Annotated in this window: 19 protein-coding genes; 9 read left to right on the top strand and 10 right to left on the bottom strand. The window is 67.2% G+C overall.

Features of this window, described 5'->3' with window-relative positions:
• Positions 1-6 precede the first annotated feature (6 nt).
• The 5 genes from lepB to rpoE all read right to left on the bottom strand — a co-directional run bounded on the left by lepB (position 7) and on the right by rpoE (position 5,933).
• Positions 7-801 (bottom strand): signal peptidase I, encoded by a 795-nt coding sequence (gene lepB / locus AC5P9C_RS00325; RefSeq protein WP_049464368.1) that lies wholly within the window; start codon positions 799-801, stop codon positions 7-9.
• Between the two features lie 55 nt (positions 802-856).
• Positions 857-2,650: a translation elongation factor 4 gene (lepA, locus tag AC5P9C_RS00320; RefSeq protein WP_049435304.1), complete on the bottom strand. Its 1,794-nt coding sequence runs from the start codon at positions 2,648-2,650 to the stop codon at positions 857-859.
• Between the two features lie 179 nt (positions 2,651-2,829).
• Positions 2,830-4,362: a DegQ family serine endoprotease gene (locus tag AC5P9C_RS00315; RefSeq protein ID WP_150826914.1), complete on the bottom strand. Its 1,533-nt coding sequence runs from the start codon at positions 4,360-4,362 to the stop codon at positions 2,830-2,832.
• 72 nt (positions 4,363-4,434) lie between these two features.
• Positions 4,435-5,316 carry a sigma-E factor negative regulatory protein gene (locus tag AC5P9C_RS00310; RefSeq protein WP_057493447.1) on the bottom strand — a complete coding sequence of 294 codons (882 nt, stop codon included), beginning with the start codon at positions 5,314-5,316 and terminating at the stop codon, positions 4,435-4,437.
• Positions 5,313-5,933, bottom strand: a complete 621-nt coding sequence (rpoE, locus tag AC5P9C_RS00305; protein ID WP_005410606.1) for an RNA polymerase sigma factor RpoE — start codon at positions 5,931-5,933, stop codon at positions 5,313-5,315. The genes AC5P9C_RS00310 and rpoE overlap by 4 nt, the downstream gene beginning before the upstream one ends.
• Positions 5,934-6,168: 235 nt before the next feature.
• Here rpoE and AC5P9C_RS00300 point away from each other — a divergent pair, with 235 nt between their 5' ends.
• The 4 genes from AC5P9C_RS00300 to AC5P9C_RS00285 all read left to right on the top strand — a co-directional run bounded on the left by AC5P9C_RS00300 (position 6,169) and on the right by AC5P9C_RS00285 (position 11,239).
• Positions 6,169-8,232, top strand: a complete 2,064-nt coding sequence (locus AC5P9C_RS00300) for a 3-hydroxyacyl-CoA dehydrogenase NAD-binding domain-containing protein (RefSeq protein WP_049466844.1) — start codon at positions 6,169-6,171, stop codon at positions 8,230-8,232.
• Positions 8,233-8,879: 647 nt separating this feature from the next.
• Entirely contained in the window at positions 8,880-9,743 is an 864-nt protein-coding gene (locus AC5P9C_RS00295; protein ID WP_049427674.1) for a pirin family protein, read from the top strand.
• A gap of 121 nt (positions 9,744-9,864) precedes the next feature.
• Positions 9,865-10,584 (top strand): aquaporin Z, encoded by a 720-nt coding sequence (gene aqpZ / locus AC5P9C_RS00290; protein ID WP_057493448.1) that lies wholly within the window; start codon positions 9,865-9,867, stop codon positions 10,582-10,584.
• Between the two features lie 196 nt (positions 10,585-10,780).
• Positions 10,781-11,239 carry a hypothetical protein gene (locus AC5P9C_RS00285; protein WP_049467474.1) on the top strand — a complete coding sequence of 153 codons (459 nt, stop codon included), beginning with the start codon at positions 10,781-10,783 and terminating at the stop codon, positions 11,237-11,239.
• 128 nt (positions 11,240-11,367) lie between these two features.
• Here AC5P9C_RS00285 and AC5P9C_RS00280 read toward each other — a convergent pair whose 3' ends face one another.
• Positions 11,368-12,219: a pirin family protein gene (locus AC5P9C_RS00280; protein WP_343541409.1), complete on the bottom strand. Its 852-nt coding sequence runs from the start codon at positions 12,217-12,219 to the stop codon at positions 11,368-11,370.
• A 215-nt stretch (positions 12,220-12,434) separates the two neighbouring features.
• On the opposite strand from AC5P9C_RS00280, the gene AC5P9C_RS00275 reads away from it, so the two are divergent.
• Positions 12,435-14,516, top strand: coding sequence for a carbon starvation CstA family protein (locus tag AC5P9C_RS00275; RefSeq protein WP_053461042.1), 2,082 nt, complete (start codon positions 12,435-12,437; stop codon positions 14,514-14,516).
• Positions 14,516-14,740, top strand: coding sequence for a YbdD/YjiX family protein (locus AC5P9C_RS00270; protein ID WP_049467479.1), 225 nt, complete (start codon positions 14,516-14,518; stop codon positions 14,738-14,740). The genes AC5P9C_RS00275 and AC5P9C_RS00270 overlap by 1 nt, the downstream gene beginning before the upstream one ends.
• Before the next feature lie 202 nt (positions 14,741-14,942).
• Here the strand turns inward: AC5P9C_RS00270 and AC5P9C_RS00265 are convergent, their stop codons facing one another.
• From AC5P9C_RS00265 to AC5P9C_RS00255, 3 genes are all read right to left on the bottom strand, one after another.
• Positions 14,943-16,193, bottom strand: coding sequence for a DUF819 family protein (locus AC5P9C_RS00265; protein ID WP_343541406.1), 1,251 nt, complete (start codon positions 16,191-16,193; stop codon positions 14,943-14,945).
• A gap of 118 nt (positions 16,194-16,311) precedes the next feature.
• The gene (locus AC5P9C_RS00260; protein WP_049467484.1) at positions 16,312-17,598 is read right to left on the bottom strand and encodes a sensor histidine kinase; all 1,287 of its coding nucleotides are present in this window, start codon (positions 17,596-17,598) and stop codon (positions 16,312-16,314) included.
• Positions 17,585-18,298: a response regulator transcription factor gene (locus tag AC5P9C_RS00255; protein ID WP_053461045.1), complete on the bottom strand. Its 714-nt coding sequence runs from the start codon at positions 18,296-18,298 to the stop codon at positions 17,585-17,587. Before AC5P9C_RS00255 ends, AC5P9C_RS00260 begins: the two co-directional genes overlap by 14 nt.
• Positions 18,299-18,411: 113 nt before the next feature.
• On the opposite strand from AC5P9C_RS00255, the gene AC5P9C_RS00250 reads away from it, so the two are divergent.
• Positions 18,412-20,133, top strand: coding sequence for an ArnT family glycosyltransferase (locus AC5P9C_RS00250; RefSeq protein WP_414615309.1), 1,722 nt, complete (start codon positions 18,412-18,414; stop codon positions 20,131-20,133).
• A 165-nt stretch (positions 20,134-20,298) separates the two neighbouring features.
• On the opposite strand, the gene AC5P9C_RS00245 is transcribed toward AC5P9C_RS00250, so the two are convergent.
• Positions 20,299-20,424, bottom strand: a complete 126-nt coding sequence (locus tag AC5P9C_RS00245; RefSeq protein WP_495205070.1) for a hypothetical protein — start codon at positions 20,422-20,424, stop codon at positions 20,299-20,301.
• On the opposite strand from AC5P9C_RS00245, the gene AC5P9C_RS00240 reads away from it, so the two are divergent.
• On the top strand, positions 20,365-21,012 hold the full coding sequence (locus AC5P9C_RS00240; protein WP_495205058.1) for a phosphatase PAP2 family protein: 648 nt from the start codon (positions 20,365-20,367) through the stop codon (positions 21,010-21,012). The genes AC5P9C_RS00245 and AC5P9C_RS00240 overlap by 60 nt on opposite strands.
• Positions 21,009-22,658, top strand: coding sequence for a phosphoethanolamine transferase (locus AC5P9C_RS00235; protein WP_343543438.1), 1,650 nt, complete (start codon positions 21,009-21,011; stop codon positions 22,656-22,658). The genes AC5P9C_RS00240 and AC5P9C_RS00235 overlap by 4 nt, the downstream gene beginning before the upstream one ends.
• Positions 22,659-23,310: the final 652 nt, after the last annotated feature.

Here is a 23,310-nt window from a genome sequence, read left to right as displayed (position 1 = left end):
AGGTACTCAGTTGATGCCCGAGCCGATCCGCGACGGCTCGAAGCCATCCTTGCAGAACCAGCCCTGGCAGTTCAGCCAGATCAGGAAGGCCTTGCCGCGCAGGTTTTCTTCCGGCAGCAGCCCCCAGAAACGGCCATCATCGCTGTTGTCCCGGTTGTCGCCCATCACCAGGTACTTGCCGGCCGGCACGGTCCACTGGCCCTGGCCACGCGGGTAGTCGGTCTCCAGCACGGTGTGGGTGCGGCCCGGCAGGTGCTCGACCAGCAGGTTGGCACCCTCGCCCTGGCCCTTGTGCCCGGCGTAGATGCCCTTGTTGTCGTACTTCAGCGGCTCGCCGTTGAGGATCACGCCGTCGCCTTCGAAGACCACGGTGTCACCCGGCACGCCGATCACGCGCTTGATGAAGTTCTCGCCCTTGGCCGGATCGTTGTCGCTGTGGCCGGGGAAGTGGAACACCACCACGTCACCGCGCGACGGCTCGCCAAACGGCACGATCTTGGTGTTGCTGATCGGCAGGCGCAGGCCGTAGGAGAACTTGTTGACCAGGATGAAATCGCCGATCAGCAGGTTCGGCATCATCGAGCTGGACGGGATCTTGTACGGCTCGGCGATGAAACTGCGCACGATCAGCACGATCGCCAGCACCGGGAAGAACGCACGCGAGTAATCCACCAGCACCGGCTCGGAGTCGAGCAGGCCCGCGCGCTGGGCGCGACGCTTGGCGAGGTACAGCTTGTCCGCGAGCAGGATCAGGCCCGAGGCCAGGGTCAGCACGACCAGGAGGATCTCAAACAGTTTCATTCAGGGTCCTTTGCAACGTCACCAGACGACCGGCCCCGCAGGGCCGGTGCGGGCCTTACTTGTTGTCCATCTGCAGGACGGCCAGGAACGCTTCCTGCGGAATCTCCACGCGTCCGACCTGCTTCATGCGCTTCTTGCCTTCCTTCTGCTTTTCCAGAAGCTTCTTCTTGCGCGAAACGTCGCCACCATAGCACTTGGCCAGCACGTTCTTGCGCATGGCCTTGACCGTGGTGCGGGCGATGATCTGCGAGCCGACGGCAGCCTGGATGGCCACGTCGAACATCTGGCGCGGGATCAGGTCCTTCATCTTCTCGCACAGTTCGCGGCCACGGCGGTCGGCGTGGCTGCGGTGCACGATCAGCGACAGCGCATCGACCTTGTCACCGTTGATCAGCACGTCCACGCGCACGAACGGGCCTGCGTCGAAGCGCACGAAGTGGTAATCGAGCGAGGCATAGCCGCGGCTGACCGACTTCAGCTTGTCGAAGAAGTCCAGCACCACCTCGGCCATCGGCAGCTCGTAGCTGATCTGCACCTGGCTGCCCAGGTAGTTGATGCCGATCTGGCTGCCGCGCTTTTCTTCACACAGCTTGATGATGTTGCCGATGTACTCCTCGGGGGTGAGCACGTTGGCGCGGATGATCGGCTCGCGGATCTCCTCGACCTGGTTCACCGGCGGCAGCTTGGCCGGGTTGTCCATGTTGATGATCGAGCCATCGGTCTTCAGGACCTCGTACACCACCGTCGGCGCGGTGCTGATCAGGTCCAGGTTGTATTCGCGTTCCAGGCGTTCCTGCACGATTTCCATGTGCAGCATGCCCAGGAAGCCGCAGCGGAAGCCGAAGCCCATCGCTTCGGAGCTTTCCGGCTCGAAGCGCAGCGCGGCATCGTTCAGGCGCAGCTTGTCCAGCGCTTCGCGCAGGTCCGGGTAGTCCTCGGCATCGACCGGGAACAGGCCGGCGAACACGCGCGGCTGCATTTCCTGGAAGCCCGGCAGCGGCTTGGGCGCCGGGTCGCCAGCCAGGGTGAGGGTGTCGCCGACCGGCGCACCATGCACGTCCTTGATGCTGGCGGTGACCCAACCCACTTCACCGGCACGCAGCGCCGGCAGCACTTTCCGCTTCGGCGTGAACACGCCGACGTTGTCGACCTGGTGGTTGCGGCCGGTCGACATCACCTGCAGCTTGTCACCGGCCTTGATCTCGCCCTGCATCACACGCACCAGCGACACCACGCCGAGGTAGTTGTCGAACCACGAGTCGATGATCAGCGCCTGCAGCTTGTCGGTGTCGCGCGGCGCTGGCGGCGGAATGCGGTGCACGATCGCTTCCAGCACGTCCTGCACGTTCAGGCCGGTCTTGGCACTGACCGGCACGGCGTCGGAGGCATCGATGCCGATCACGGCCTCGATCTCGGCCTTGGCGCGCTCGATGTCGGCGGTGGGCAGGTCGATCTTGTTGATCACCGGCACCACTTCCAGGCCCTGCTCCACGGCGGTGTAGCAGTTGGCCACCGACTGGGCTTCCACGCCCTGCGCCGCATCGACCACCAGCAGCGCGCCTTCGCAGGCGGCCAGCGAGCGGCTGACTTCATAGGAGAAGTCGACATGCCCGGGGGTGTCGATGAAGTTCAGGTGGTAGGTCTGCCCGTCCTTGGCCAGGTAGGGCAGCGACACCGACTGTGCCTTGATCGTGATGCCACGCTCGCGCTCGATCGGATTGGAGTCGAGCACCTGCGCTTCCATCTCGCGGGCCTGCAGGCCACCACAGAGCTGGATGATGCGGTCGGCCAGCGTGGACTTGCCGTGGTCGACATGGGCGATGATGGAGAAGTTGCGGATGTTCCGCATCGAATCAGAAGACATAGGTGGCGGCGGCGCGCGGCGTCGTCAGGGTAACGGTCGATTATCGCATGCCCGGCGCCCCGCCGCGAAAACGGCCGCATCGTGCCCGCCCTGGAACGGCCGAAGCCCCGCCGGGGCGGGGCTTCGGGGGGAGACGCAGGCCGCCGGAGCGGCCCCGGCGGGCCTTACTGGCCGGCCTTGACCGCCACGAAGGCGCTGTTGCCGTTGGCCGTGCGGACCAGCAGCATCACCACGTCGTCCTTCTTGAAGCTGGACAGCGCCCGGTTCAGGGCATCCACGCTGCCGACCGCGACCCGGCCAACCTGCAGGATCACCATGCCCGGCGACAGCCCGGCATCACGCGCGGCCTGGCCCTTGACCGCGGTGATGCGCACGCCTTCGTTGCTGTTGAGCCCGAACTGCTTGCGCTGGGCCGCGCTCAGGTCGCTCACGTCCAGCCCCAGCAGGGCATTGACGCCGGTCTGCGGCGCCGCGTCGGCCCCGCCGGCCGCCGGCCCGCGGGCAGTGGCCTGGCCGTCTTCACTCAGTGCGGTCAGGGTCGCGCTGAGGTCATGCGGCTTGCCGTCGCGGTACACCACCAGGTTGACCTTGCTGCCCGGCGCCATTGCACCGATCAGCGGCGGCAGATCGGACCAGCTGTTGACCGGGCTGCCGTTGACCGAGCGGATGACATCGCCCACCTGCACGCCCGCCTTGGCGGCCGCACTGCCGGCCACGATCTGGTTGACCAGGGCGCCACGGCTGTCCGGCAGGCCCAGGCCCTGCGCCTTCAGCGAATCGATCGGCTCGACCACCGCGCCGAGCTGGCCCCGGGTGACCTTGCCGCTCTTCTTGATCTGCTCGACCGCACTCATCGCCAGATCGATCGGGATCGCGAAGCTGATGCCCATGTAGCCGCCGGAGGCGGAGAAGATCTGCGAGTTGATGCCAACCACCTCGCCGCGGGTATTCAGCAGCGGGCCACCGGAATTGCCCTGGTTGATCGCCACGTCGGTCTGGATGAACGGCACGTAGCGCTGGTCGGGGCCCCCCGTACTGCGGCCGACGGCGCTGACCACGCCCGCGGTAACGGAATGGTCGAGGCCGAACGGAGAGCCGATCGCGACGACCCATTGGCCCGGCTTCAGGGTGTTGGAATCACCCACGCGCACGGTCGGCAGGTTCTTGCCATCGATCTTCAGCAGCGCGACGTCGTACTGCTGGTCGCTGCCCACCACCTTGGCGGTGAACTCACGGCTGTCGCCCAGCTTGACCTTCACGTCGCTGGCGTCGGCCACCACGTGGTAGTTGGTCAGCACATAGCCATCGGGCGAGATGATGAAGCCCGAGCCCATGCCACGGCCCTTGATGCTGGGGCCACCGTCCGGCCCACCCGGCCCCTGCCCCGGCATCGGGAAGTCGGGACCAAAGAAGCGGCGGAAGAACTCCGGCATGTCATCGTCGCCCATCGGGCCGCGCGCGGCCTGGCGATTGTTGCGGACGATGGTGGTATCGACGTTGACCACGCCCGGGCCGACCTGTTCGACCAGGTTGGTGAAGTCGGGCAGGCCACTGACCAGCGGCTGCGCCGGTGCCCGCGCGGCCGCGGCTGGCGCGGGCTGGGTCTGCGCGACGGGCGCCGGCGCCTGCGCGCAGGCCGCCAGGGGAAGGGTCAGGGCCAGCAGGCCAATGGCCTGCGTGCGAAGTCGGGGAATCATCGGACGGCAACCTCCGGGTCGGATGGGAAGAGGAATACGGGCCCCGCCGACGGCGGGGCGTGAAGGCCCGGCTCAGTCGCGCGGGCGCGGCGGCACCGGCAGCTCGTCCTGCAGGCGCGGCTCGAACGGGTAGAACGCCGCGCCGCCGGCATGGGCCGGGAAGCTGGCATTGAGTGCGCCACCGGCAGCGGGCGCCAGGCTGGAGCGCGGCCACGGCCGGGCCTGCAATCCGCCCACCTCGCCGAACGGCAGGTTGCGGTTGGCGTTGGCCGGCACGGTCGGGGTCAACGGCGCCGGCGCTGCGGCGATGGCCCGTTGCGGGGCCTCATCGCGCTGCGCGGCACGCCCGGCCTGCTGGGTACGCGTGGCGCTGGCACGGCGGGCGTCCTGGCGGCGGCTGGAGGCGGCCATCGCCACGGCCGGCGCAGCAGCCACGGCCATCGCGGCCGTATCCACCGACGCCTCGGTCACCGCGGCCGGTGCGGTCGGTGCCGGCGCCAGTTCCGCCTGGCTGGCGATCACCTGCGGCGCCAGCGGTTCACCCGGCGTCGCCTCCTTCAGTTTCTCACCGCCGATGAACAGGGCGACGGCGGCCACCGACGCGGCCAGGGCGGCGCCGCCGCCCCAGGCCCGCCAGCCACCGCGGCGCACCTGGCGACGCGGCTCGGACGGTGGCACCGGCTCGGCGGCAATGGCAGCGGCCACGGCGGCGCTGAAGCCGGCCGGCGCCAGCGCCGGGGCCTGCCCGCGCATCACGTCGCCCAGCAGCTGCCAGCGCTCCTGGCAGCCGGCCAGTTCGGGGTCGTGCTCCATGCGGCGCAGCAGGAAGCGCGCCTCATCGGCACCGAGCTCGCCATCGACCAGCGCCGACAGCTGCTCGCGATGGCGCTGGTCCAGGCGCTGCCCGGCGGGCGATTGATGGTTCTGCGATTCGTTGAACGGGTTACTGGTCATACGCGGCTCTTCTCACGGGTGGCGCTGCCGATGTCCAACAGCGGCCGGAGTTCGGTGTCGATCGCCTCGCGCGCCCGGAAGATCCGTGAACGCACGGTGCCGATCGGGCACCCCATCTTCTGCGCGATTTCCTCGTAGCTCAGGCCTTCCACCTCGCGCAGGGTGATCGCCGACCGGAGTTCTTCCGGCAGCGCGTTGACGGCCTTCATGACCGTCTGTTCCAGTTCCTGACGCATCAACTCGCGTTCGGGCGTATCGGTGTCGCGCAGGCGGGTACCGCTGTCGAACTGTTCGGCATCGCCGATGTCGATGTCATCGGTCGGCGGCCGTCGATTGTGTGAAGCCAGGTAGTTTTTGGCGGTATTCACGGCGATTCGATGCAACCAGGTTGAGAACTGGGCATCGCCACGGAAACTCCCGATCGCGCGGTAGGCACGGATGAAAGTGTCCTGGGCGACGTCCTGACATTCGCTCCAGTCGGCGATGTAGCGACCGACCAGGGCCACGACCCGATGCTGGTACTTGCGCACCAGGACATCGAACGCGGCACTCTCGCCGTGCTGCACGCGCCGGACCAGCTCCAGATCCAGCTCCTGAGGTGTATCAACATCGGCCATGAGGGGCCGCACTCCTGTCAGCCCAACCGACGTCGGGCAATGAGACTGCCAATCCCGGGAAAAGTTCAGTCGCCGATCACCTGGCGCCGCACCAGCTTTTAACCACCGTTCCGTTAGCGTTCCGGTCCACGGCCATGGATCCGGGGACGCCACACCCCTGCTATTGGGATTTGACGCGGGGGAAACAACCTCTGGATCATAGCCGCTTCTCCATACACAACCGGATGGAACGTCCATGCTCTCAGGCTTCGATGGTCTCCGCTTCAGCCACTGGCACCCCGAGATCCGCGACGACGGCGTGGTGGTTCTCTCCCTGGATCGCCAGGACAGCAGCGTCAATGCGATGTCGCAGGACGTGCTGCTGGAACTGGGCGACCTGCTTGAGCGCATTGCCCTGGACCCGCCCAAGGGCGTGGTCATCCAGTCGTTGAAGAAGGCCGGCTTCATTGCCGGTGCCGACCTGAAGGAGTTCCAGGAATTCGATCGGCGCGGCACCGTCAACGACGCGATCCGTCGCGGCCAGGCCACGTACCAGAAGCTGGCCGAGCTGCCCTGCCCTACGGTGGCGGCCATCCACGGCCACTGCCTGGGCGGCGGCACCGAGCTGGCGCTGGCCTGCCGCTACCGTGTGGCGTCCAATGACAGCAGCACCCGCATCGGCCTGCCGGAAACCCAGCTGGGCATTTTCCCCGGCTGGGGCGGCAGCGCGCGCCTGCCGCAGCTGGTGGGCGCTCCCGCAGCGATGGACATGATGTTGACCGGCCGTACCCTGTCGGCCTCGGCCGCGCGTGGCATCGGCCTGGTCGACAAGGTGGTGGCACCGGCAGTGGTGCTCGACACCGCCGTGGCGCTGGCCCTGTCCGGCACCACCCGCCCGTTCAAGCAGCGCGCCACCGCGTGGGCCACCAACACCTGGCTGGCGCGCACGCTGCTGGCCCCACAGATGGTCAAGCAGGTCGCGCGCAAGGCGAAGAAGGACCAGTATCCGGCGCCGTATGCGCTGATCAGCACCTGGCAGCGCAGCGGCGGCAAGCCGATCCAGGCCCGCCTGGACGCCGAACGCCGTGCGGTGGTGAAGCTGGCGAGCACGCCGACCGCGCGCAACCTGATCCGCATCTTCTTCCTGACCGAACGCCTGAAGGGCCTGGGCGGCGGTGATTCCGGCATCCGCCACGTGCACGTGGTCGGTGCCGGCGTGATGGGCGGTGACATCGCCGCATGGGCCGCCTACAAGGGCTTCGAGGTGACCCTGCAGGACCGCGAGCAGCGCTTCATCGACCCGGCCATGGAGCGCGCGCAGGCGCTGTTCGCCAAGAAGGTGCGCGATGAAAGCAAGCGCCCTGCCGTGGCCGCGCGCCTGCGCGCCGACCTGGAAGGCCACGGTGTGGCCGAGGCCGACCTGGTGATCGAAGCGATCATCGAGAACCCTGAGGCCAAGCGTGCGCTGTACCAGACGCTGGAACCGAAGATGAAGCTGGACGCGCTGCTGACCACCAACACCTCGTCGATTCCGTTGGTGGAACTGCGCGACCACATCCAGCGCCCGGCGCAGTTCGCTGGCCTGCACTACTTCAACCCGGTCGCGCAGATGCCGCTGGTGGAGATCATCCACCACGACGGCATGGCGCCGGAAACCGAGCGCCGCCTGGCCGCGTTCTGCAAGGCGCTGGGCAAGTTCCCGGTGCCGGTGGCCGGCAGCCCGGGCTTCCTGGTCAACCGCGTGCTGTTCCCGTACATGCTGGAAGCGGCCACCGCCTATGCCGAGGGCATTCCGGGCCCGGTGATCGACAGGGCTGCGGTGAAGTTCGGCATGCCGATGGGCCCGATCGAGCTGATCGACACGGTCGGCCTGGACGTGGCCGCCGGCGTCGGCCGCGAACTGGCGCCGTTCCTGGGCCTGCAGATCCCGGCCGCACTGCAGACGGTGGAACCGGACAAGCGCGGCAAGAAGGATGGCCAGGGCATCTACACCTGGGAGAACGGCAAGCCGAAGAAGCCTGACGTGGCCAGTGACTACCAGGCCCCGGCCGATCTGGAGGACCGCCTGATCCTGCCGCTGTTGAACGAAGCGGTGGCCTGCCTGCACGAGGGCGTGGTGGCCGACGCGGACCTGCTGGATGCTGGCGTGATCTTCGGTACTGGTTTCGCGCCGTTCCGCGGCGGTCCGATCCAGCACATCCGCGCGGTCGGTGCCGATGCGATCGTCGAGCGGCTGAAGGCGCTGCAGCAGCGCCACGGCGACCGCTTCGCCCCGCGCCCGGGCTGGGACAACCCCGCCCTGCGCGAACCGGTGGTCTGAGTTCATCGGCCGGGCCTGCGGCCCGGCACCCGCAGAGGCAACGTCAAGTTCCACAGCAGAAGCCAGAGCCAAAGCGGCTCTGGCTTTTCTGTTTGTTGGGCGGGGCGGTGTCGGGTTGCGGGGACGCCGTAAACCCGTCCTTGGGGGCTTGGCCGCGGCATCCATGCCGCGGACACCCCGCAACCCGACACCGCCCCACCCCTGACAGTTTCCCGGTGACGGTGGGTGAACTGCGATGGCTGTAGGTGTCGACCTTGTTCGGCACGGATCATTACGAACTGGTGGGTGTCGACCTTGGTCGACACCAGGAGCGACGCGACCCGCGTTTGATTTTGATTTTCTTTTTTCTTCTCCGTGGCTGGACGCACACGGAAACTGTCAGAGGTCGGGCGGGTGGGTTGCGCAGGACCGTTGGCGCCATGGATGGCGCCATCGAGCCCCCATGCACGGGTTTACGGCGTGTCCTGCGCAACCCACCCGCCCGGCCAAGCGCGGCTTTTGATCTTGCTTCCGCCTTCAGCGACCACCCCCACAGCTACGAGGGGCTGCGCCGTTGGCTGGAACACCCTGTTACCCATACGGGGCATGTACCCGTCACAGCTGCATGCGATGCTGACCGCCTGATCCCTGCCAGCGAGAACGCCCGCATGACCACCATCATCGCCCCGCGCGTGCACGACATCGGCGGCCTGGAAGTCCGTCGCGCCGTCCCCACCCTGCAGGCGCGCAGCATCGGTTCGTTCGTGTTCGTCGACCAGATGGGTCCGGCACTGATGCACCCGGGCACCGCCATCGACGTGCGTCCGCACCCGCACATCGGCCTGGCCACCGTCACCTACCTGTGGTCGGGCGCGATCGGGCACCGCGACACGCTGGGCTCGGATCAGGTGATCCGCCCCGGTGACGTCAACTGGATGACCGCCGGCCGCGGCATCGCCCATTCCGAGCGGACGCCGCAACCGGACCGCGACCATGACAATCCGATCCACGGCATGCAGACCTGGGTCGCGCTGCCGAAGTCGCACGAGGAAATCGAGCCGGCGTTCTACCACCATGCCGCTGCCACCCTGCCCGAGCAGCGCCGCAACGGCGCCTGGCTGCGTGTGATCGCCGGCCGCGCCTACGGCGAGGAATCGCCGGTGAAGGTGTTCGCCGACACCCTCAACGTGGCCATCGATCTCGACCCGGATGCCGAAATCGATATCGACGACGGCCACCGCGAGCGCGCGCTGTACATCCTCGAAGGCGAGGCGCAGCTGGATGGCGTGGACATTCCTGCGCAGCACCTGGTGATTCCCGAGGCCGGCGCACGCGGCCGCCTGCGCGCGAAGACGCCGGTGAAGGCGATGCTGTTTGGCGGTGAGCCGCTGGATGGCCCACGCCACCTGTGGTGGAACTTCGTGTCCAGCTCGAAGGAGCGCATCGAGCAGGCCAAGCACGACTGGGAGGCCGGTCGCTTCGGCACCATCCCCGGCGACGACAAGGAATTCATCCCGCTGCCGCAGTACTGAACATCGCGTGTTGCACACATCCGAAGGTGTATCCCTGCACCCGGCGTTGACGCTACAGTCACCCGCTGATCACTGAAATGTGACATAAATCACACTTTAGACCGTCAAAGGAGTGCAACACATGAGCATGGGTAAACGCTTGTCCGCCGAATTCCTCGGCACGTTCTGGCTGGTTCTGGGGGGCTGTGGCAGTGCGGTGCTGGCCGCCAAGTTCGGTGGCGACGGCAATCCGCTGGGGATCGGCTTCCTGGGCGTGGCGCTGGCCTTCGGCCTGACCGTGGTGACCGGCGCCTATGCGTTCGGCCATATCTCCGGCGCGCACTTCAACCCGGCAGTCAGCGTCGGGCTGTGGGCCGGTGGTCGTTTCCCCACCAGGGATCTGGTGCCGTACATCATCGCCCAGGTTGCCGGCGGCCTGCTGGCCGGCTTCATCCTGCTGCAGATCGCCTCCGGCGCCAGTGGCTTCGCCATCGATGGCAGCCAGGCGGGTGCGTTCGCCAGCAATGGCTATGGCGCGCTGTCGCCCGGTGGATACAGCGTGGCAGCCGCCTTCCTGTGCGAAGTGGTGCTGACGGCGGTGTTCCTGATCGTGATCATGGGTTCCACCCACGGCAAGGCACCGGCCGGTTTCGCCCCGCTGGCCATCGGCCTGTCGCTGACCCTGATCCACCTGATCAGCATTCCGGTCACCAACACCTCGGTGAACCCGGCCCGCTCCACCGCCGTGGCCTTCTTTGCCGGCAGCGGCGCGGTCAGCCAGCTGTGGCTGTTCTGGGTCGCCCCCCTGCTGGGCGGCGCGATCGGCGGCCTGATCTACAAGTGGATCGGCAACGACCGCTGATCCATGAGGCACCCATTGCGGCCGCCCTGCGGCCGCAATGGTTACGTCTGTAACCGCGAATTGTGCGATTGCTCACGTTCCGTTAAGGTTGAGTTGACCATCCGTGCACATGCCGGAAGGGGCGGCATCCGGGGATGGGATGCCATGCCGCCGGGCCTGCTGGCGGAGCCAAACAACTCATCACCTTGGGGGATGCATGAAGTTCGTGCCTGTCATCTTGTCGAGCCTGTTGTTCGCCGCGGCCCAGGCCGCCGCGCAGGCACCGTCCGAATGTCCTTCGCTGCCGGCCAGCAGTGGCCTGCAGTGGCAGCAGCAGGTGCAGGCCGATTTCCTGGTCTGCCGCGCCAGCACCGCTGACGGTCGCGAAGTGCTGAGCCTGATGCTCAGCGCGCGTGATCCCGCCATTCCGTTGAACCGCTCGCTGCGCCAGGAAAAAGGCAGCTTCGGCGGTGAATCGCTGTACTGGTACCAGCCCGACCTGGGCGGCCAGCAACCGCCGGGTTACGCCGAACGGCGCATCAGCGTGGTCAAGATCGACAAAGGGCGTTACGCGCAGATTGCGCTGTATCCGGACAGCGCGCAGGAGCTGGGCTCACTGCAACAACTGGCGCAGGGCATGAGCCTGACGCCGTCGGCCGTGGCCGCCGGGCGCTGAAGGTGACGGGGATGACTGCCTGGCAGCATCCCCGCAATACACCTCGATCCGCAGGTAGTGCCGGCCGCTGGCCGGCAAACCCTTCGATCCTGATCAAAAGCAGTTGCCGGCCAGCGGCCGGCACTCCCTCAGAACCTGCCTTCCTGGAAATCGACGAAGGCCTGCATCAGTTCCTGCCGCGTGTTCATCACGAACGGGCCGTGCCGCATCACCGGCTCGCGCAACGGACGGCCGGCCACCAGGATCAGCCGCGCGCCTTCGCTGCCGGCCGACACGTGCAGCTGTTCGCCACCGCCCAGCACCGCCAGTTCCTGGCGCGCGACATCGCGGGCGGCATCCTGCTCGCCCACCGTCAGCGCACCTTCGAACACGTAGGCAAAAGCGTTGTGGCCCTCCGGCAGCGTGTAGGTCCAGGCGCGGTCGGGCGACAAGGTGATGTCGAGGTAGAGCGGCTCGGTGGCCGGCTGCACGATCGGGCCGCGGGTGCCATCGACCGCGCCGGCGATCACCTTCACTTCCACACCGGCGGCCGGCTGCACCACGGGAATGCGCTCGGGCGCGAACTCCTGGTACTTCGGCGCGGTCATCTTCTCCTTCGCCGGCAGGTTCACCCACAGCTGGAAGCCGCGCATCTGCCCGCTTTCCTGCTCGGGCATCTCCGAGTGCACCAGGCCGCGGCCGGCGGTCATCCACTGCACGCTGCCCGGGGTCAGCAGGCCCTCGTTGCCGTGGTTGTCGCGATGCCGCATGCGTCCATCGAGCATGTAGGTCACGGTCTCGAAACCGCGATGCGGGTGTTCCGGGAAGCCGGCGATGTAGTCCTCGGCCCGGTCGGTGCCGAATTCATCGAGCAGCAGGAACGGGTCCAGGTCCGGCAGCGTCGGGCCGCCGATGACGCGGGTCAGGCGCACGCCGGCACCGTCGGAGGTGGGCATGCCACGGATGGTCCGCAGCACGCGGACCGGTTCGGGAAGGCTCATGGCGACTCCTGTTGGATGGATGCCGGTCAAGATGGACGCCACGCGGCCTTACGCCAATGGATGGCACCGCAACCGATTGTTCCATCCCTGATGTTCGCTGCACGTCAGCGCCACCGTCGTACGACCAAAGTACTACCGCCGATTCGTCCTGTGCCAATTGACCCTGTCGAGGGCACGCGGGACTCTTTGACTGTCTTTCCGGGAGAGAGCACCTCATGAAAGGGTTTTCCAAACTGGGCTGGGCGGTACTCGCCCTGCTCGGCGCATTCTGTCTGGGCACCGTGGCCCTGCGCCGCGGCGAGCACATCAACGCACTGTGGATCGTGGTGGCCGCGGTCTCGCTGTACCTGGTCGCCTACCGCTTCTACAGCCTGTTCATCGCCAACAAGGTGATGCAGCTGGATCCGACCCGGGCCACCCCGGCGGTGATCAACAACGATGGCCTGGACTACGTGCCGACCAACAAGCACGTCCTGTTCGGCCACCACTTCGCCGCCATTGCCGGTGCCGGCCCGCTGGTCGGCCCGGTGCTGGCCGCGCAGATGGGCTACCTGCCTGGCCTGCTGTGGCTGGTGGTGGGCGTGGTGCTGGCCGGCGCAGTGCAGGACTTCATGGTGCTGTTCCTGTCCAGCCGTCGCAACGGCCGTTCGCTGGGCGACCTGGTGCGCGAAGAGATGGGCCAGGTGCCCGGGACCATCGCGCTGTTCGGCGCGTTCCTGATCATGATCATCATCCTGGCGGTGCTGGCGATGGTGGTGGTCAAGGCGCTGGCCGAAAGCCCGTGGGGCATGTTCACGGTGATCGCGACGATGCCCATCGCGATCCTGATGGGCGTGTACATGCGCTACATCCGCCCCGGCAGGATCGGCGAGATCTCGGTGGTCGGCCTGATCCTGCTGCTGGCCGCGATCTGGTACGGCGGCAAGGTCGCCGCCGACCCGGTGTGGGGCCCGGCGTTCACCTTCACCGGCACCCAGATCACCTGGATGCTGATCGGCTACGGCTTCGTCGCTTCGGTGCTGCCGGTGTGGCTGCTGCTGGCCCCGCGTGATTACCTGTCGACCTTCCTCAAAATCGGCACCATCATCGCGCTGGCCATCGGCATCCTGGTGGTCATGCCGGAACTGAAGATGCCGGCGCTGACCCAGTTCGCCGCCAGCGGCGATGGCCCGGTGTGGAAGGGCGGCATGTTCCCGTTCCTGTTCATCACCATCGCCTGCGGCGCGGTATCCGGTTTCCACGCGCTGATTTCCTCCGGCACCACGCCGAAGCTGCTGGCCAATGAAGCGCACATGCGCTACATCGGCTACGGCGGCATGCTGATGGAATCGTTCGTGGCGGTGATGGCACTGGTGGCGGCCTCGATCATCGATCCGGGCATCTACTTCGCGATGAACAGCCCGGCGGCGGTGATCGGTGCCGATGCGGCCTCGGCGGCGCACTACATCACCAACACCTGGGGTTTCACCATCACGCCCGAGCAATTGACCGCGACCGCGGCGGCGATCGGTGAACCAACCATCCTGCATCGTGCAGGTGGTGCGCCGACCCTGGCGGTGGGCATCGCGCAGATCCTGCACGAAGCGATACCCAGTGGCAGCGACGCGATGATGGCGTTCTGGTACCACTTCGCGATCCTGTTCGAAGCACTGTTCATCCTGACCGCAGTGGACGCCGGCACCCGCGCCGGGCGCTTCATGCTGCAGGACCTGCTGGGCAACTTCGTGCCGGCCCTGAAGAAGACCGAGTCGTGGACCGCCAACATCATCGGTACCGCCGGCTGCGTGGCGCTGTGGGGCTACCTGCTCTACACCGGCGTGGTCGACCCGTTCGGCGGCATCCAGACCCTGTGGCCGCTGTTCGGCATCTCCAACCAGATGTTGGCCGGCATCGCGCTGATGCTGGGCACGGTGGTGCTGTTCAAGATGAAGCGTGACCGCTATGCCTGGGTCACCGCGGTACCGGCAGTGTGGCTGCTGATCTGCACCACCTACGCCGGCTTCATCAAGATCTTCGACAGCAACCCGGCGCAGGGCTTCCTGGCGCAGGCACACAAGTTCCAGGCGGCGCTCGCCAGCGACACCATCACGGCACCGGCCAAGTCGGTGGCGCAGATGAAGCAGATCGTGGTCAACGCCTACGTCAACACCGGCCTGACCGCGCTGTTCCTGCTGGTGGTGGGTGCGGTGCTGGTGTATTCGATCAAGACCATCCTGGCGGCACGCCGCAATCCGCAGCGCAGCGACCGCGAGACCCCGTACGTGGCACTGAAGCCGCATGAAATGGTGGACCTGTGATGAGCACGCAACTGGTTCCCGTGGGGCAGTACCAGGCGCACCGCCGCATCTGGCGGCGCCTGGTGCAGACCGCACGGCTGTGCTGTGGCATTCCCGATTACGACAACTACGTCCGGCACATGCTGGAAAAGCACCCGGACCAGGAGCCGATGGACTACAAGACGTTCTTCCGCGAGCGCCAGGAAGCGCGCTACGGCGGACGCAATGGTGGCCGCTGCTGTTGAGGAGTGAGGTGGGTGCCGGGCTTGCAGCCCGGCACCCACCTTCGACAGATTTCCGGTGACGGCGAGAAGCATCAGGGGTCAGATCCGTTTCCTCCGGGAAACGGATCTGACCCCTTCTTTGTTCATGGGTCTCGATGAAGTGCATCCACGCATGGCGTGGATCTACCGCCGATCGCGGGAAAGCGCAGCCAGGGCGCCCCACTCAGCCGTTGGCCATCCACTTCAGGATCAGGCCGGTGACATAGGCCAGCCCGGTACCGGTGGCATAGCCCACGGTACCCAGCAGCACGCCCACCGGCGCCAGCGTCGGGTGGAACGCCGCGGCCACCACCGGTGCCGACGCTGCCGCGCCGATGTTGCCCTGCGAACCGATCGCAAAGAAGAACAGCGGCGCGCGCAGCAGCTTGGCTACCCCCCACAGCACCAGCACGTGCGTGGCCATCCAGCTCGCGCCGAGCAGGAACAGCCACGGCCGATCCAGCAGCGACAGCAGGTTCATCTGCATGCCGATGCAGGCGATCAGGAAGTACAGGAACACCGTGCCCAGTCGCGAAGCGCCTGCTGCTTCCAGCCGGCGCGCACGGGTGAAGCTCAAGCCCAGGCCCATCGCCGTGGACAGCAGGATCACCCACACGAACTGGCTGTCCAGGCTGAACTGGCTGGCCCAGCTGACGTTGGCCTTGAACCAGCCCGACAGCGGTGCGGCGATGGCGTGGGCCAGGCCGACGCCCCCCAGTGCCACGCCGACGATCACCATCAGGTCGGTCATGCTGGGAATGCGCGCGTTCTGTGCCTCGTAGGCGCTGATCCGTGCCTTCATCTCGTCGATGGCGCGGGTATCGGCCCCGTTGCGGGTGTCGATCTGCTGCGCGCGGTTGGCCAGGAACAGCAGGATCGCCATCCACAGGCTGGCACAGGCCACGTCGACCACGGCGAACTGGCCGAAGGTGGTGGCGTCGGTGCCGAACACCTCGCGCATGGCCACCATGTTGGCGCCGCCCCCGATCCAGCTGCCGGCCAGCGCGGCCATGCCGGCCCAGGTATCACCGGCCACGGTTTCCGGGTGGATCAGCTTCATCAGCTGGAACGAGACGATCGCACCGAGCATGATGCCGGCCGTACCGGCGCAGAACACGATCAGCAGTTTCGGGCCGAGCTTGGCGATGCCTTTCAGGTCGATCGACAGCGTCAGCAGGACCAGCGCGGCCGGCAGCAGCACGTCACGCGCGACCGGGTTGTACAGCGAGGTGTTGTGGCCATCAATGACACCGGCGGTGTTGTAGATGGCAGGGATGAAGTAGCACAGCAGCAGGGCCGGCACCCAGGCGAAGATCTTCTTCAGCAGCGGCGTCGGACCACTGGCGGCCCAGAAGATCAGGGCCAGGGTGGCGGCAATCAGGCCCAGTCCAACGATGTCGTTGCTGATCAGGGCAGGAGCGGGTTCGGTCGGCATGGGATCCTCTGTCGATCGAAAGAGCGGAAAAAAAAGCGCCGCATAAAGCGGCGCAGGTTGAGATTAACATTGTCTTCACGCCGGGTCATGCGGCAGTGCGCAGCGGGCGGGAGCCCGGTCAGGCGGGGCGCGAAGCGCCGAAGTCCAGGGTGACGCGCGTCCCGCGCGGTTCGCAGGGGTGCAGCTGCAGGGTCCAGCCCAGGTGTTCGCACAAGCGCGCAATCAGGTCCAGCCCGATACCGCCGCCACGATCGGCACGGCCACCGCGTGCCATGCGCGCGTGGATGGCAGCGATCTCCTCCGGGCTCATGCCATGGCCCGGGTCCTGCAGGGTCAGCACCGCCGACGGACTCAGCTGCAGTTCGATATGGCCGCGACCGCTGTTCTCGATGGCATTGCGCAGCAGGTTGCCGATCGCCGCCTGCACCACCGCCATCGGCGCGACGATATCCACCGGCGCGGCCTGGATGCCGATGCTCAGGTCCTTGTCGCCGAGCAGGTGGCGATGGTCGTCGACGATTTCCGGCAGCAGCTGGTCCAGCGCGATACGCTCGGCACGCGCGGCCAGGCGCGCCGGGTCACGCGCCAGCACCAGCAGCAGCTCGATCAGCTGCTCCACGCTCTGCGCGGTGCGCAGCACCCGCTGCATCTGCTGGCGGGCGCGCTCGGGCAGGCCCGGTTGCTCCAGTGCCAGTTCGGCGGCACCGGTCATCACCGCGATCGGCGTGCGCAGTTCGTGGCTGGCGGTGCTGATGAAGACCCGCTCGCGCTCGACGAACTGCTCGTTGCGGTCGAGGTAATCGTTCAACGCGTCGGCGATGGTGTGCAGCTCGGAACTGCCGCGCGGGTCGACCTCGATACGCTGGCCCTGCACCCCTGGGCGCAGGGCGCCGATGTGCTGGGCCAGCAGGCTCAGCGGGCGCACCATGCGCTCCATGCCGAACGACGCCATCAACACGGTGACGAAGATCATGATCACCCCGGCCAGCATCACCCAGCGCGTGGCGAACTGCTCCAGGTCGTGGAAGTCGGAGATGTCCAGCGCCAGCGCCACCCGCCCCATCGAGCCGGTGTCGCGCACCATCACTGCGGTCTGCCGGTCCTTGATCGGCACGCCGTCGTGCAGCCCCGGGTGCAGCGTGCGCACGCTCTCGGGCATGTTGCCCTCGTCGAAGCGGAACAGGCTGAGCGTGTCCGAGTCCTGCCAGCGGTAATGGGGCTCGTGCTCGGTGTGGTCGACAATGCTGTCCAGTTCGGAATTGAGCAGTGCGCGCCAGGCCGCATGCTCGGCGTGCTCGTGCACGTAGTTGCCAACGCTGAACACGGCGATCGACAGCAGGGCCAGATAGCCCAGCAACCACCACACCACGCGCCGGTACAGCGGGCCCGGCTTACGCGCCTTCATCATCATCCTTGCCTGCATCACTGGCGGCGGTCACCGCCAGGCGATAACCGACCCGCGGCAGGGTATGGATCAGCTTGTCGGCGAACGGGCCGTCGACGCTGCGCCGCAGCTCGTAGACATGTGAGCGCAGCAGATCGCCATCGGGTGGCTCGTCGCCCCACAGGGCGAACTCCAGCTGCTGGCGGGTCACCGCGCCCGGGCTGGCCCGCATCAGCACCTCCAGCAGCTTGCGGCAGGCCGGGTACAGATGCAGCACCTGGCCGCCACGCTGGGCCTCCAGGGTCGCCAGGTCCAGCACCAGGTCGCCGACCTGCAGGCGCTTGCGCGGATTGCGGCCCTGCGCACGCGTCAGCAGTGCCTCCAGCCGCACCTCCAGTTCGGGGAGGGCGAACGGCTTGGTGAGGTAATCGTCGGCCCCCGCGCGGAAGCCGGTGATCTTGTCCGGCAGCTCGTCGCGCGCGGTCAGCATGATCACCGGCACCTCCGAAGCGTGCTCGGCGCGCAGGCGGCGCAGCACCTCCGGCCCCTCCATGCGCGGCAGCATCCAGTCCAGGATCACCGCGTCGTAGGGGTGGCTGCCGGCCAGGTGCAGGCCGGTGATGCCGTCCGGGGCCACGTCGAGCACGTGCCCGCGCGACTCGAAGTAGTCGAACAGGTTGGCCACCAGCTGGCGGTTGTCCTCGATCACCAACAGACGCATGCACGAAAGATCCACGGAAGTTCGTACCATGGTAGCGCTGACCATGTCGGAATGCGGTCGCCGTGCGCCCGCTCCGACGCCTTTCCTACCCCTGCCACGTCAGAGTGGCCGTTTTGCTCCCGGAGCCTGCCGTGCCCGTAGCCCTGCCCCGCCATTGGCGCCTGCCCCTGTTGTGGCTGCTGATCATCGCTGCGTTGGCCGCCGGCATCGGCCTGCGCCAGCCGCAGCCGCCGGACGAGCCGCGCTTTGTGCTGGCGGCCCGCACCATGGTCGAAAGCGGGGAATGGCTGCTGCCGCACCGGGGCGTGGAGCTGTACGCGGAGAAGCCGCCGGTCTTCATGTGGCTGCAGGCGGCCGCCTACGAACTGGTCGGCAGCTGGCAGTGGTCGTTCCTGCTGCCGTCGCTGCTGGGCGCCCTGCTCAGCCTTTGGCTGGTTTCGGACCTGGCACGGCGGCTGTGGTCACCCCGGCATTCCCTGTATGCCCTGGCGGCGCTGTTCTGCACCCTGCAGTTTGGCCTGATGGCCAAGCGCGCGCAGATCGACATGGTGCTGGTGGGCATGACCACGGTGGCCCTGTGGGGCCTGATGCGCCACCTGTGCGAGCGCCGCAACCTGCCCGCACTGTGGCTGGCCGGCTTCGCGGCGGGCCTGGGCACAGTGACCAAGGGTGTGGGTTTCCTGCCGCTGCTGATGGTGCTGCCGTGGTTCGGCTGGTGGCTGTACCAGCGTCGCCGCGGCCACCGGGTGGACGGTCCGCACCCGGCAACGCTGCTGTGGCTGATCCCGGCCTTCCTGCTCGGCGTGGCGGTATGGCTCGCCCCGCTGGGCTGGGCCCTGCTGCACGAGCCCAGTGCGGCCCTGCAGTCGTATGCCCACGAACTGTTGTTCAAGCAGACCGGAACGCGCTATGCCAACGCCTGGCACCACCGCCAACCGGCCTGGTATTACCTGCAGGTGATCCTCACGCTGTGGCTGCCCGGCAGCCTGCTGCTGCCGATGCTGTTCAAGCCGTGGTGGCGCCGCATCCGCCGTGGCGACCGTCGCCAGTGGCTGCTGCTGGGCTGGGCCGTTCTGGTGCTGGTGTTCTTCAGCGCCAGCCCGGGCAAGCGCGAGGTCTATGTACTGCCGATGCTGCCGGCAATGGCGCTGGCGGTGGCCCCGTTGCTGCCGGGGCTGCTGCGCCGGTTGTGCGTGCGGCGCTACCTGTTCGGCTACAGCGTCGTGCTGATGCTGGCCACCGGCGTGCTCGGCGTGCTGCTGCTGACCGAACACCCCTGGGCCCTTGCGCAGCTTGAGCGCCGGGCAATGCCGGATACGCTGCTGCCGGTGCTCGGCGATGGCCTGCTGACCTTCGCCATCGCCCTGGCCACGCTGATCGTGTGGCTGCGGGTGCGCCGTGCGGCAACCCTGGTGCTGTTGGCCCACGGCATGCTGTGGATGCTCTACGGCCTGGTGCTGATCCCGGCGCTGGACCCGTACGCGTCGGCGTCTGCGGTGATGCGCCGGGTGGGCGCGAGGATCGGCCCCGATGCAGAGCTGGCGCTGGTCGCCTGGCGCGAACAGAACCTGCTGCAGGCCGACCGCCCGGTGCGCGAGTTCGGCTTCAAGCGGCCCTGGGCCGAGCAGTGGCACGATGCCGGCCCCTGGCTGGCCGAGGCGCCGGACACGCGCTGGTTGCTGGTGCTGGACGAGGCAATGAGTCCCTGCGTGGACCCGGCCAAGGTGATCGATATCGGCATCGCCAACAGGAATCGTTGGCAACTGCTTCCCGGTTCCGCATGGAACCCGGAATGCCACGCCGAGCGGACAGGATCGACCGCAGACGAAGACTGAACGTTGACATGCACCGGGGAATCATTAACCCGGCGCGAACGAGCGTCCGACCCTTCTCCGACATCAAGGTGACGAGCATGACTGCGGATTCCCGAACCGCCTTCCCTCAGCATGCCCGTTCGTCCCATTGATGCGGTTGCGCCGCCTGCGACATCGCCACTGGCGTCAAGATTCGCCGTAACTCACTTCTGGCTGCCTGTCGCAATCGGTCTGCCCCTGTTTACGCTGCTGATGGGTTTCGGCGGCGATCAATGGGTGGCCGATCACCTGTTCCGCCTTGAAGGTGGCCACTGGGCGTTGCAGGAGGCCTGGGTCACCCGCACGGTGGTGCACAAGGCCGGCAAATGGCTGAGCACGTCGGCGGCGCTGGTCGCGATCCTGTTGTGCGTGCACCACTGGCGCAAGGGAGGCGATCGCACCCTGCGATGGGCGCTGCTTTATGTCGTAATTGCCATGGCGCTGGGGACGGGCGTGATCTCCCTGCTGAAGGCCCTGGTGCCGATGGACTGTCCCTGGGACCTGCTGCGCTACGGTGGCCATCAGCCCTATATAGGCCTTTTCACGCAGCGCCCGGCCGGGATGGCCGCCCAGGCGTGCTTCCCTGCCGGCCACGCCAGCGCGGGCTATGCGTGGCTGTGCCTGTACTATTTCGCCCTGCTGTGGCGCCCGTCGTGGCGCTGGGCCGGGTTGTGGATCGGCCTCGGCACCGGCCTGGTGTTCGGCATCAGCCAGCAGCTCCGGGGGGCGCATTTCCTTTCGCATGACGTTGCCACTGCATTGATTTGTTGGCTGCTTTCGCTGGGCCTGTACCTGATCGTCAAAGGCATCCTGATCCGCCATCCGCTGGACCGTCCCAACCGCCAGGAGGCAAACGCATGAGTGCATCGGTCCAACGCCCCGCCCGCCCGTCTGCGCTGGCGGGTCTTCGCCACTGGCGGCCACAGCTGTCCACCGAAGCACTGATCGCGTTCACCAGCCTGTTCTTCGCGGTGGCCGGCAACGGCCTGTTCTGGCACAGCGCGATGGCCAGCCATCCGGGCAGCCTGCGCTACGCGCTGTCGCTGCTGCTGTTGCTGCTGGGTGCGCACGGCGTGCTGCTCGGCATCCTGGTCTGGCGCTGGAATGCCAAGGCGGTGATCAGCCTGCTGCTGCTGGTGACCGCGTTCGCCGCGCACTACATGGGCCGCTACCACATCTACCTGGATGCGGACATGCTGCGCAACGTGCTGGCGACCGACCCCAAGGAAAGCCGCGAGCTGATGACCGTGTCGCTGATATGGCCGGTACTGCTGCTGGCGGTGCTGCCGATGCTGGTGCTGTGGCGCGTGCAGCTGCGCCGCCGCAGCTGGGGGCGCAGCCTGCTGTGGCGGCTGGGCTTCCTGGCAGTGGCCGCGGTCACCGCCGTCGGCGGCGCGTTGATCTCGTTCCAGGATGTCTCGGCGCTGATGCGCAACCAGCGTGAAGTGCGTTATCTCGCCACGCCCGCCAATGTGCTGCTGGGCATGCCGCGTGCACTGCGTGGCGACAACCCGGTGCAGCGCGCACCGAAGTTGCCGATCGGAACCGATGCCAAGGCCACGCCGCGGGCGCCGGCCAGCAAGCCGCGCCTGCTGGTGATCGTCATGGGCGAAACCGTGCGCGCGCAGAACTGGGGACTCAATGGCGGCCGCAACACCACCCCGGAACTGGCGCAGGCCAGCGTGATCAATTTCCCGGACATGCATTCGTGTGGCACCAGCACCGAGGTTTCGCTGCCGTGCCTGTTCTCGCCGTGGGGGCGCCACGATTACGACGAGAAGAAGATCCGCGCACACCAGTCGCTGCTGCACGTGTTGAACCGCGCCGGCATCACGCCGTTGTGGCGTGACAACCAGTCCGGCTGCAAGGGCGTGTGCGAGGGCCTGGACTTCCAGTCGCTGTCCGATGCCACCACGCCGGGCCTGTGCGCCGATGGGCGCTGCATGGACGAGATCCTGCTGCAGGACCTGGCCACCCAGGTACGGGCCAGGCCCGGCGACCGGGTGGTCGTGCTGCACCAGCTGGGCAACCACGGACCGGCCTACTTCGAGCGCTATCCGCCTGCATTCCGTCGCTTCACCCCGACCTGCGATACCCGTGACATCGGCCGCTGCTCGCGCGAAGAGATCACCAACAGCTACGACAATGCCGTGCTGTACACCGATCACTTCCTGACCAAGACCATCGGCACGCTGCAGGGCATGCAGGACTACGACACGGCGATGATCTACCTGTCCGACCATGGCGAGTCGCTGGGCGAGAAGGGCCTGTTCCTGCACGGCGTGCCCTACGCCATCGCCCCGGCCGAACAGACCCGGGTACCGATGACGATGTGGTTCTCCCCGGGTTTTGCCAGCAGTCGCGGGTTGGACCTGCAATGCGTGCGCAAGCGCTCGGCGGCCTATACCGACCACGACAACCTGTTCCCGTCGGTGCTGGGCCTGATGCAGGTGAAGACCTCGCTGTATGAGCGCGACCGCGACGTGTTCGCCAGCTGCGAAGGTTGAGGGGTGTCCGGCAGGGCTTGCAGCCCTGCACCCGCGGTAGTGCCGGCCGCTGGCCGGCAGCCTCGACAGCAACAGCAGAAGCGGGTTTCCTGAGGGATGGCGGGGTGGGTCCGGTGGCGGGAGACGCCGTAAACCCATCCTTGGGGGCTTGGCCGCGGCATCCATGCCGCGGACACTCCCGCCACCGGACCCACCCCGCCTTCGACAGTTTTCCGCGATCTGTTGGACATGCCGATGGGGTCGGATCCGTTTTCCGTAGGAAAACGGATCCGACCCCATTTTGATTGTCGATATCTGACAGATGTGTCGACCAAGGTCGACACCTACCGACAGCACACAGAATCTGTCAGAGGCGGGGCGGTGTCGGAGTGCGGGGTGTCAGCCGCATGGGCCCGAGGCATGCCTCGGGCGGGTTGGGCAGGACGTCCAACCCCGGTCTTGCCGTGTGCGCAGGAAAGCGCACACGAGCAAGCGGCTGCCAAGCCTACACGGACGTACTTGCGGCGTCCCCGCGCTCCGACACCGCCCCGCCAAACCAAGAATAGTCCGCTGTTGCTGTTGCTTCTGCCTTTGCCCTTGCTTGAAGGCCTCTGCGGGTGCCGGGCGCCGCCCGGCCGACTTCCGCCACTTGCGGTGGCAGCGGCTGCCCACT

Source organism: Stenotrophomonas sp. YJH_SMC_10 (assembly GCF_059371555.1).
Note: the sequence above shows the minus strand (reverse complement) of the source record. Positions and strands in the feature narration are given on the sequence as shown.

What these genes read in the sequence shown, in the direction of transcription:
- AC5P9C_RS00310 (WP_057493447.1), bottom strand. Translation starts at nt 5,316, where the DNA reads ATGACCAGTAACCCGTTCAACGAATCGCAGAACCATCAATCGCCCGCC.
- AC5P9C_RS00235 (WP_343543438.1), top strand. Translation starts at nt 21,009, where the DNA reads ATGAGTGCATCGGTCCAACGCCCCGCCCGCCCGTCTGCGCTGGCGGGT.
- lepA (WP_049435304.1), bottom strand. Translation starts at nt 2,650, where the DNA reads ATGCGGAACATCCGCAACTTCTCCATCATCGCCCATGTCGACCACGGC.
- AC5P9C_RS00270 (WP_049467479.1), top strand. Translation starts at nt 14,516, where the DNA reads ATGAGCACGCAACTGGTTCCCGTGGGGCAGTACCAGGCGCACCGCCGC.
- AC5P9C_RS00275 (WP_053461042.1), top strand. Translation starts at nt 12,435, where the DNA reads ATGAAAGGGTTTTCCAAACTGGGCTGGGCGGTACTCGCCCTGCTCGGC.
- AC5P9C_RS00265 (WP_343541406.1), bottom strand. Translation starts at nt 16,193, where the DNA reads ATGCCGACCGAACCCGCTCCTGCCCTGATCAGCAACGACATCGTTGGA.
- rpoE (WP_005410606.1), bottom strand. Translation starts at nt 5,933, where the DNA reads ATGGCCGATGTTGATACACCTCAGGAGCTGGATCTGGAGCTGGTCCGG.
- AC5P9C_RS00280 (WP_343541409.1), bottom strand. Translation starts at nt 12,219, where the DNA reads ATGAGCCTTCCCGAACCGGTCCGCGTGCTGCGGACCATCCGTGGCATG.
- AC5P9C_RS00255 (WP_053461045.1), bottom strand. Translation starts at nt 18,298, where the DNA reads ATGCGTCTGTTGGTGATCGAGGACAACCGCCAGCTGGTGGCCAACCTG.
- AC5P9C_RS00285 (WP_049467474.1), top strand. Translation starts at nt 10,781, where the DNA reads ATGAAGTTCGTGCCTGTCATCTTGTCGAGCCTGTTGTTCGCCGCGGCC.
- AC5P9C_RS00240 (WP_495205058.1), top strand. Translation starts at nt 20,365, where the DNA reads ATGGGTTTCGGCGGCGATCAATGGGTGGCCGATCACCTGTTCCGCCTT.
- AC5P9C_RS00260 (WP_049467484.1), bottom strand. Translation starts at nt 17,598, where the DNA reads ATGAAGGCGCGTAAGCCGGGCCCGCTGTACCGGCGCGTGGTGTGGTGG.
- AC5P9C_RS00295 (WP_049427674.1), top strand. Translation starts at nt 8,880, where the DNA reads ATGACCACCATCATCGCCCCGCGCGTGCACGACATCGGCGGCCTGGAA.
- AC5P9C_RS00300 (WP_049466844.1), top strand. Translation starts at nt 6,169, where the DNA reads ATGCTCTCAGGCTTCGATGGTCTCCGCTTCAGCCACTGGCACCCCGAG.
- lepB (WP_049464368.1), bottom strand. Translation starts at nt 801, where the DNA reads ATGAAACTGTTTGAGATCCTCCTGGTCGTGCTGACCCTGGCCTCGGGC.
- aqpZ (WP_057493448.1), top strand. Translation starts at nt 9,865, where the DNA reads ATGAGCATGGGTAAACGCTTGTCCGCCGAATTCCTCGGCACGTTCTGG.
- AC5P9C_RS00315 (WP_150826914.1), bottom strand. Translation starts at nt 4,362, where the DNA reads ATGATTCCCCGACTTCGCACGCAGGCCATTGGCCTGCTGGCCCTGACC.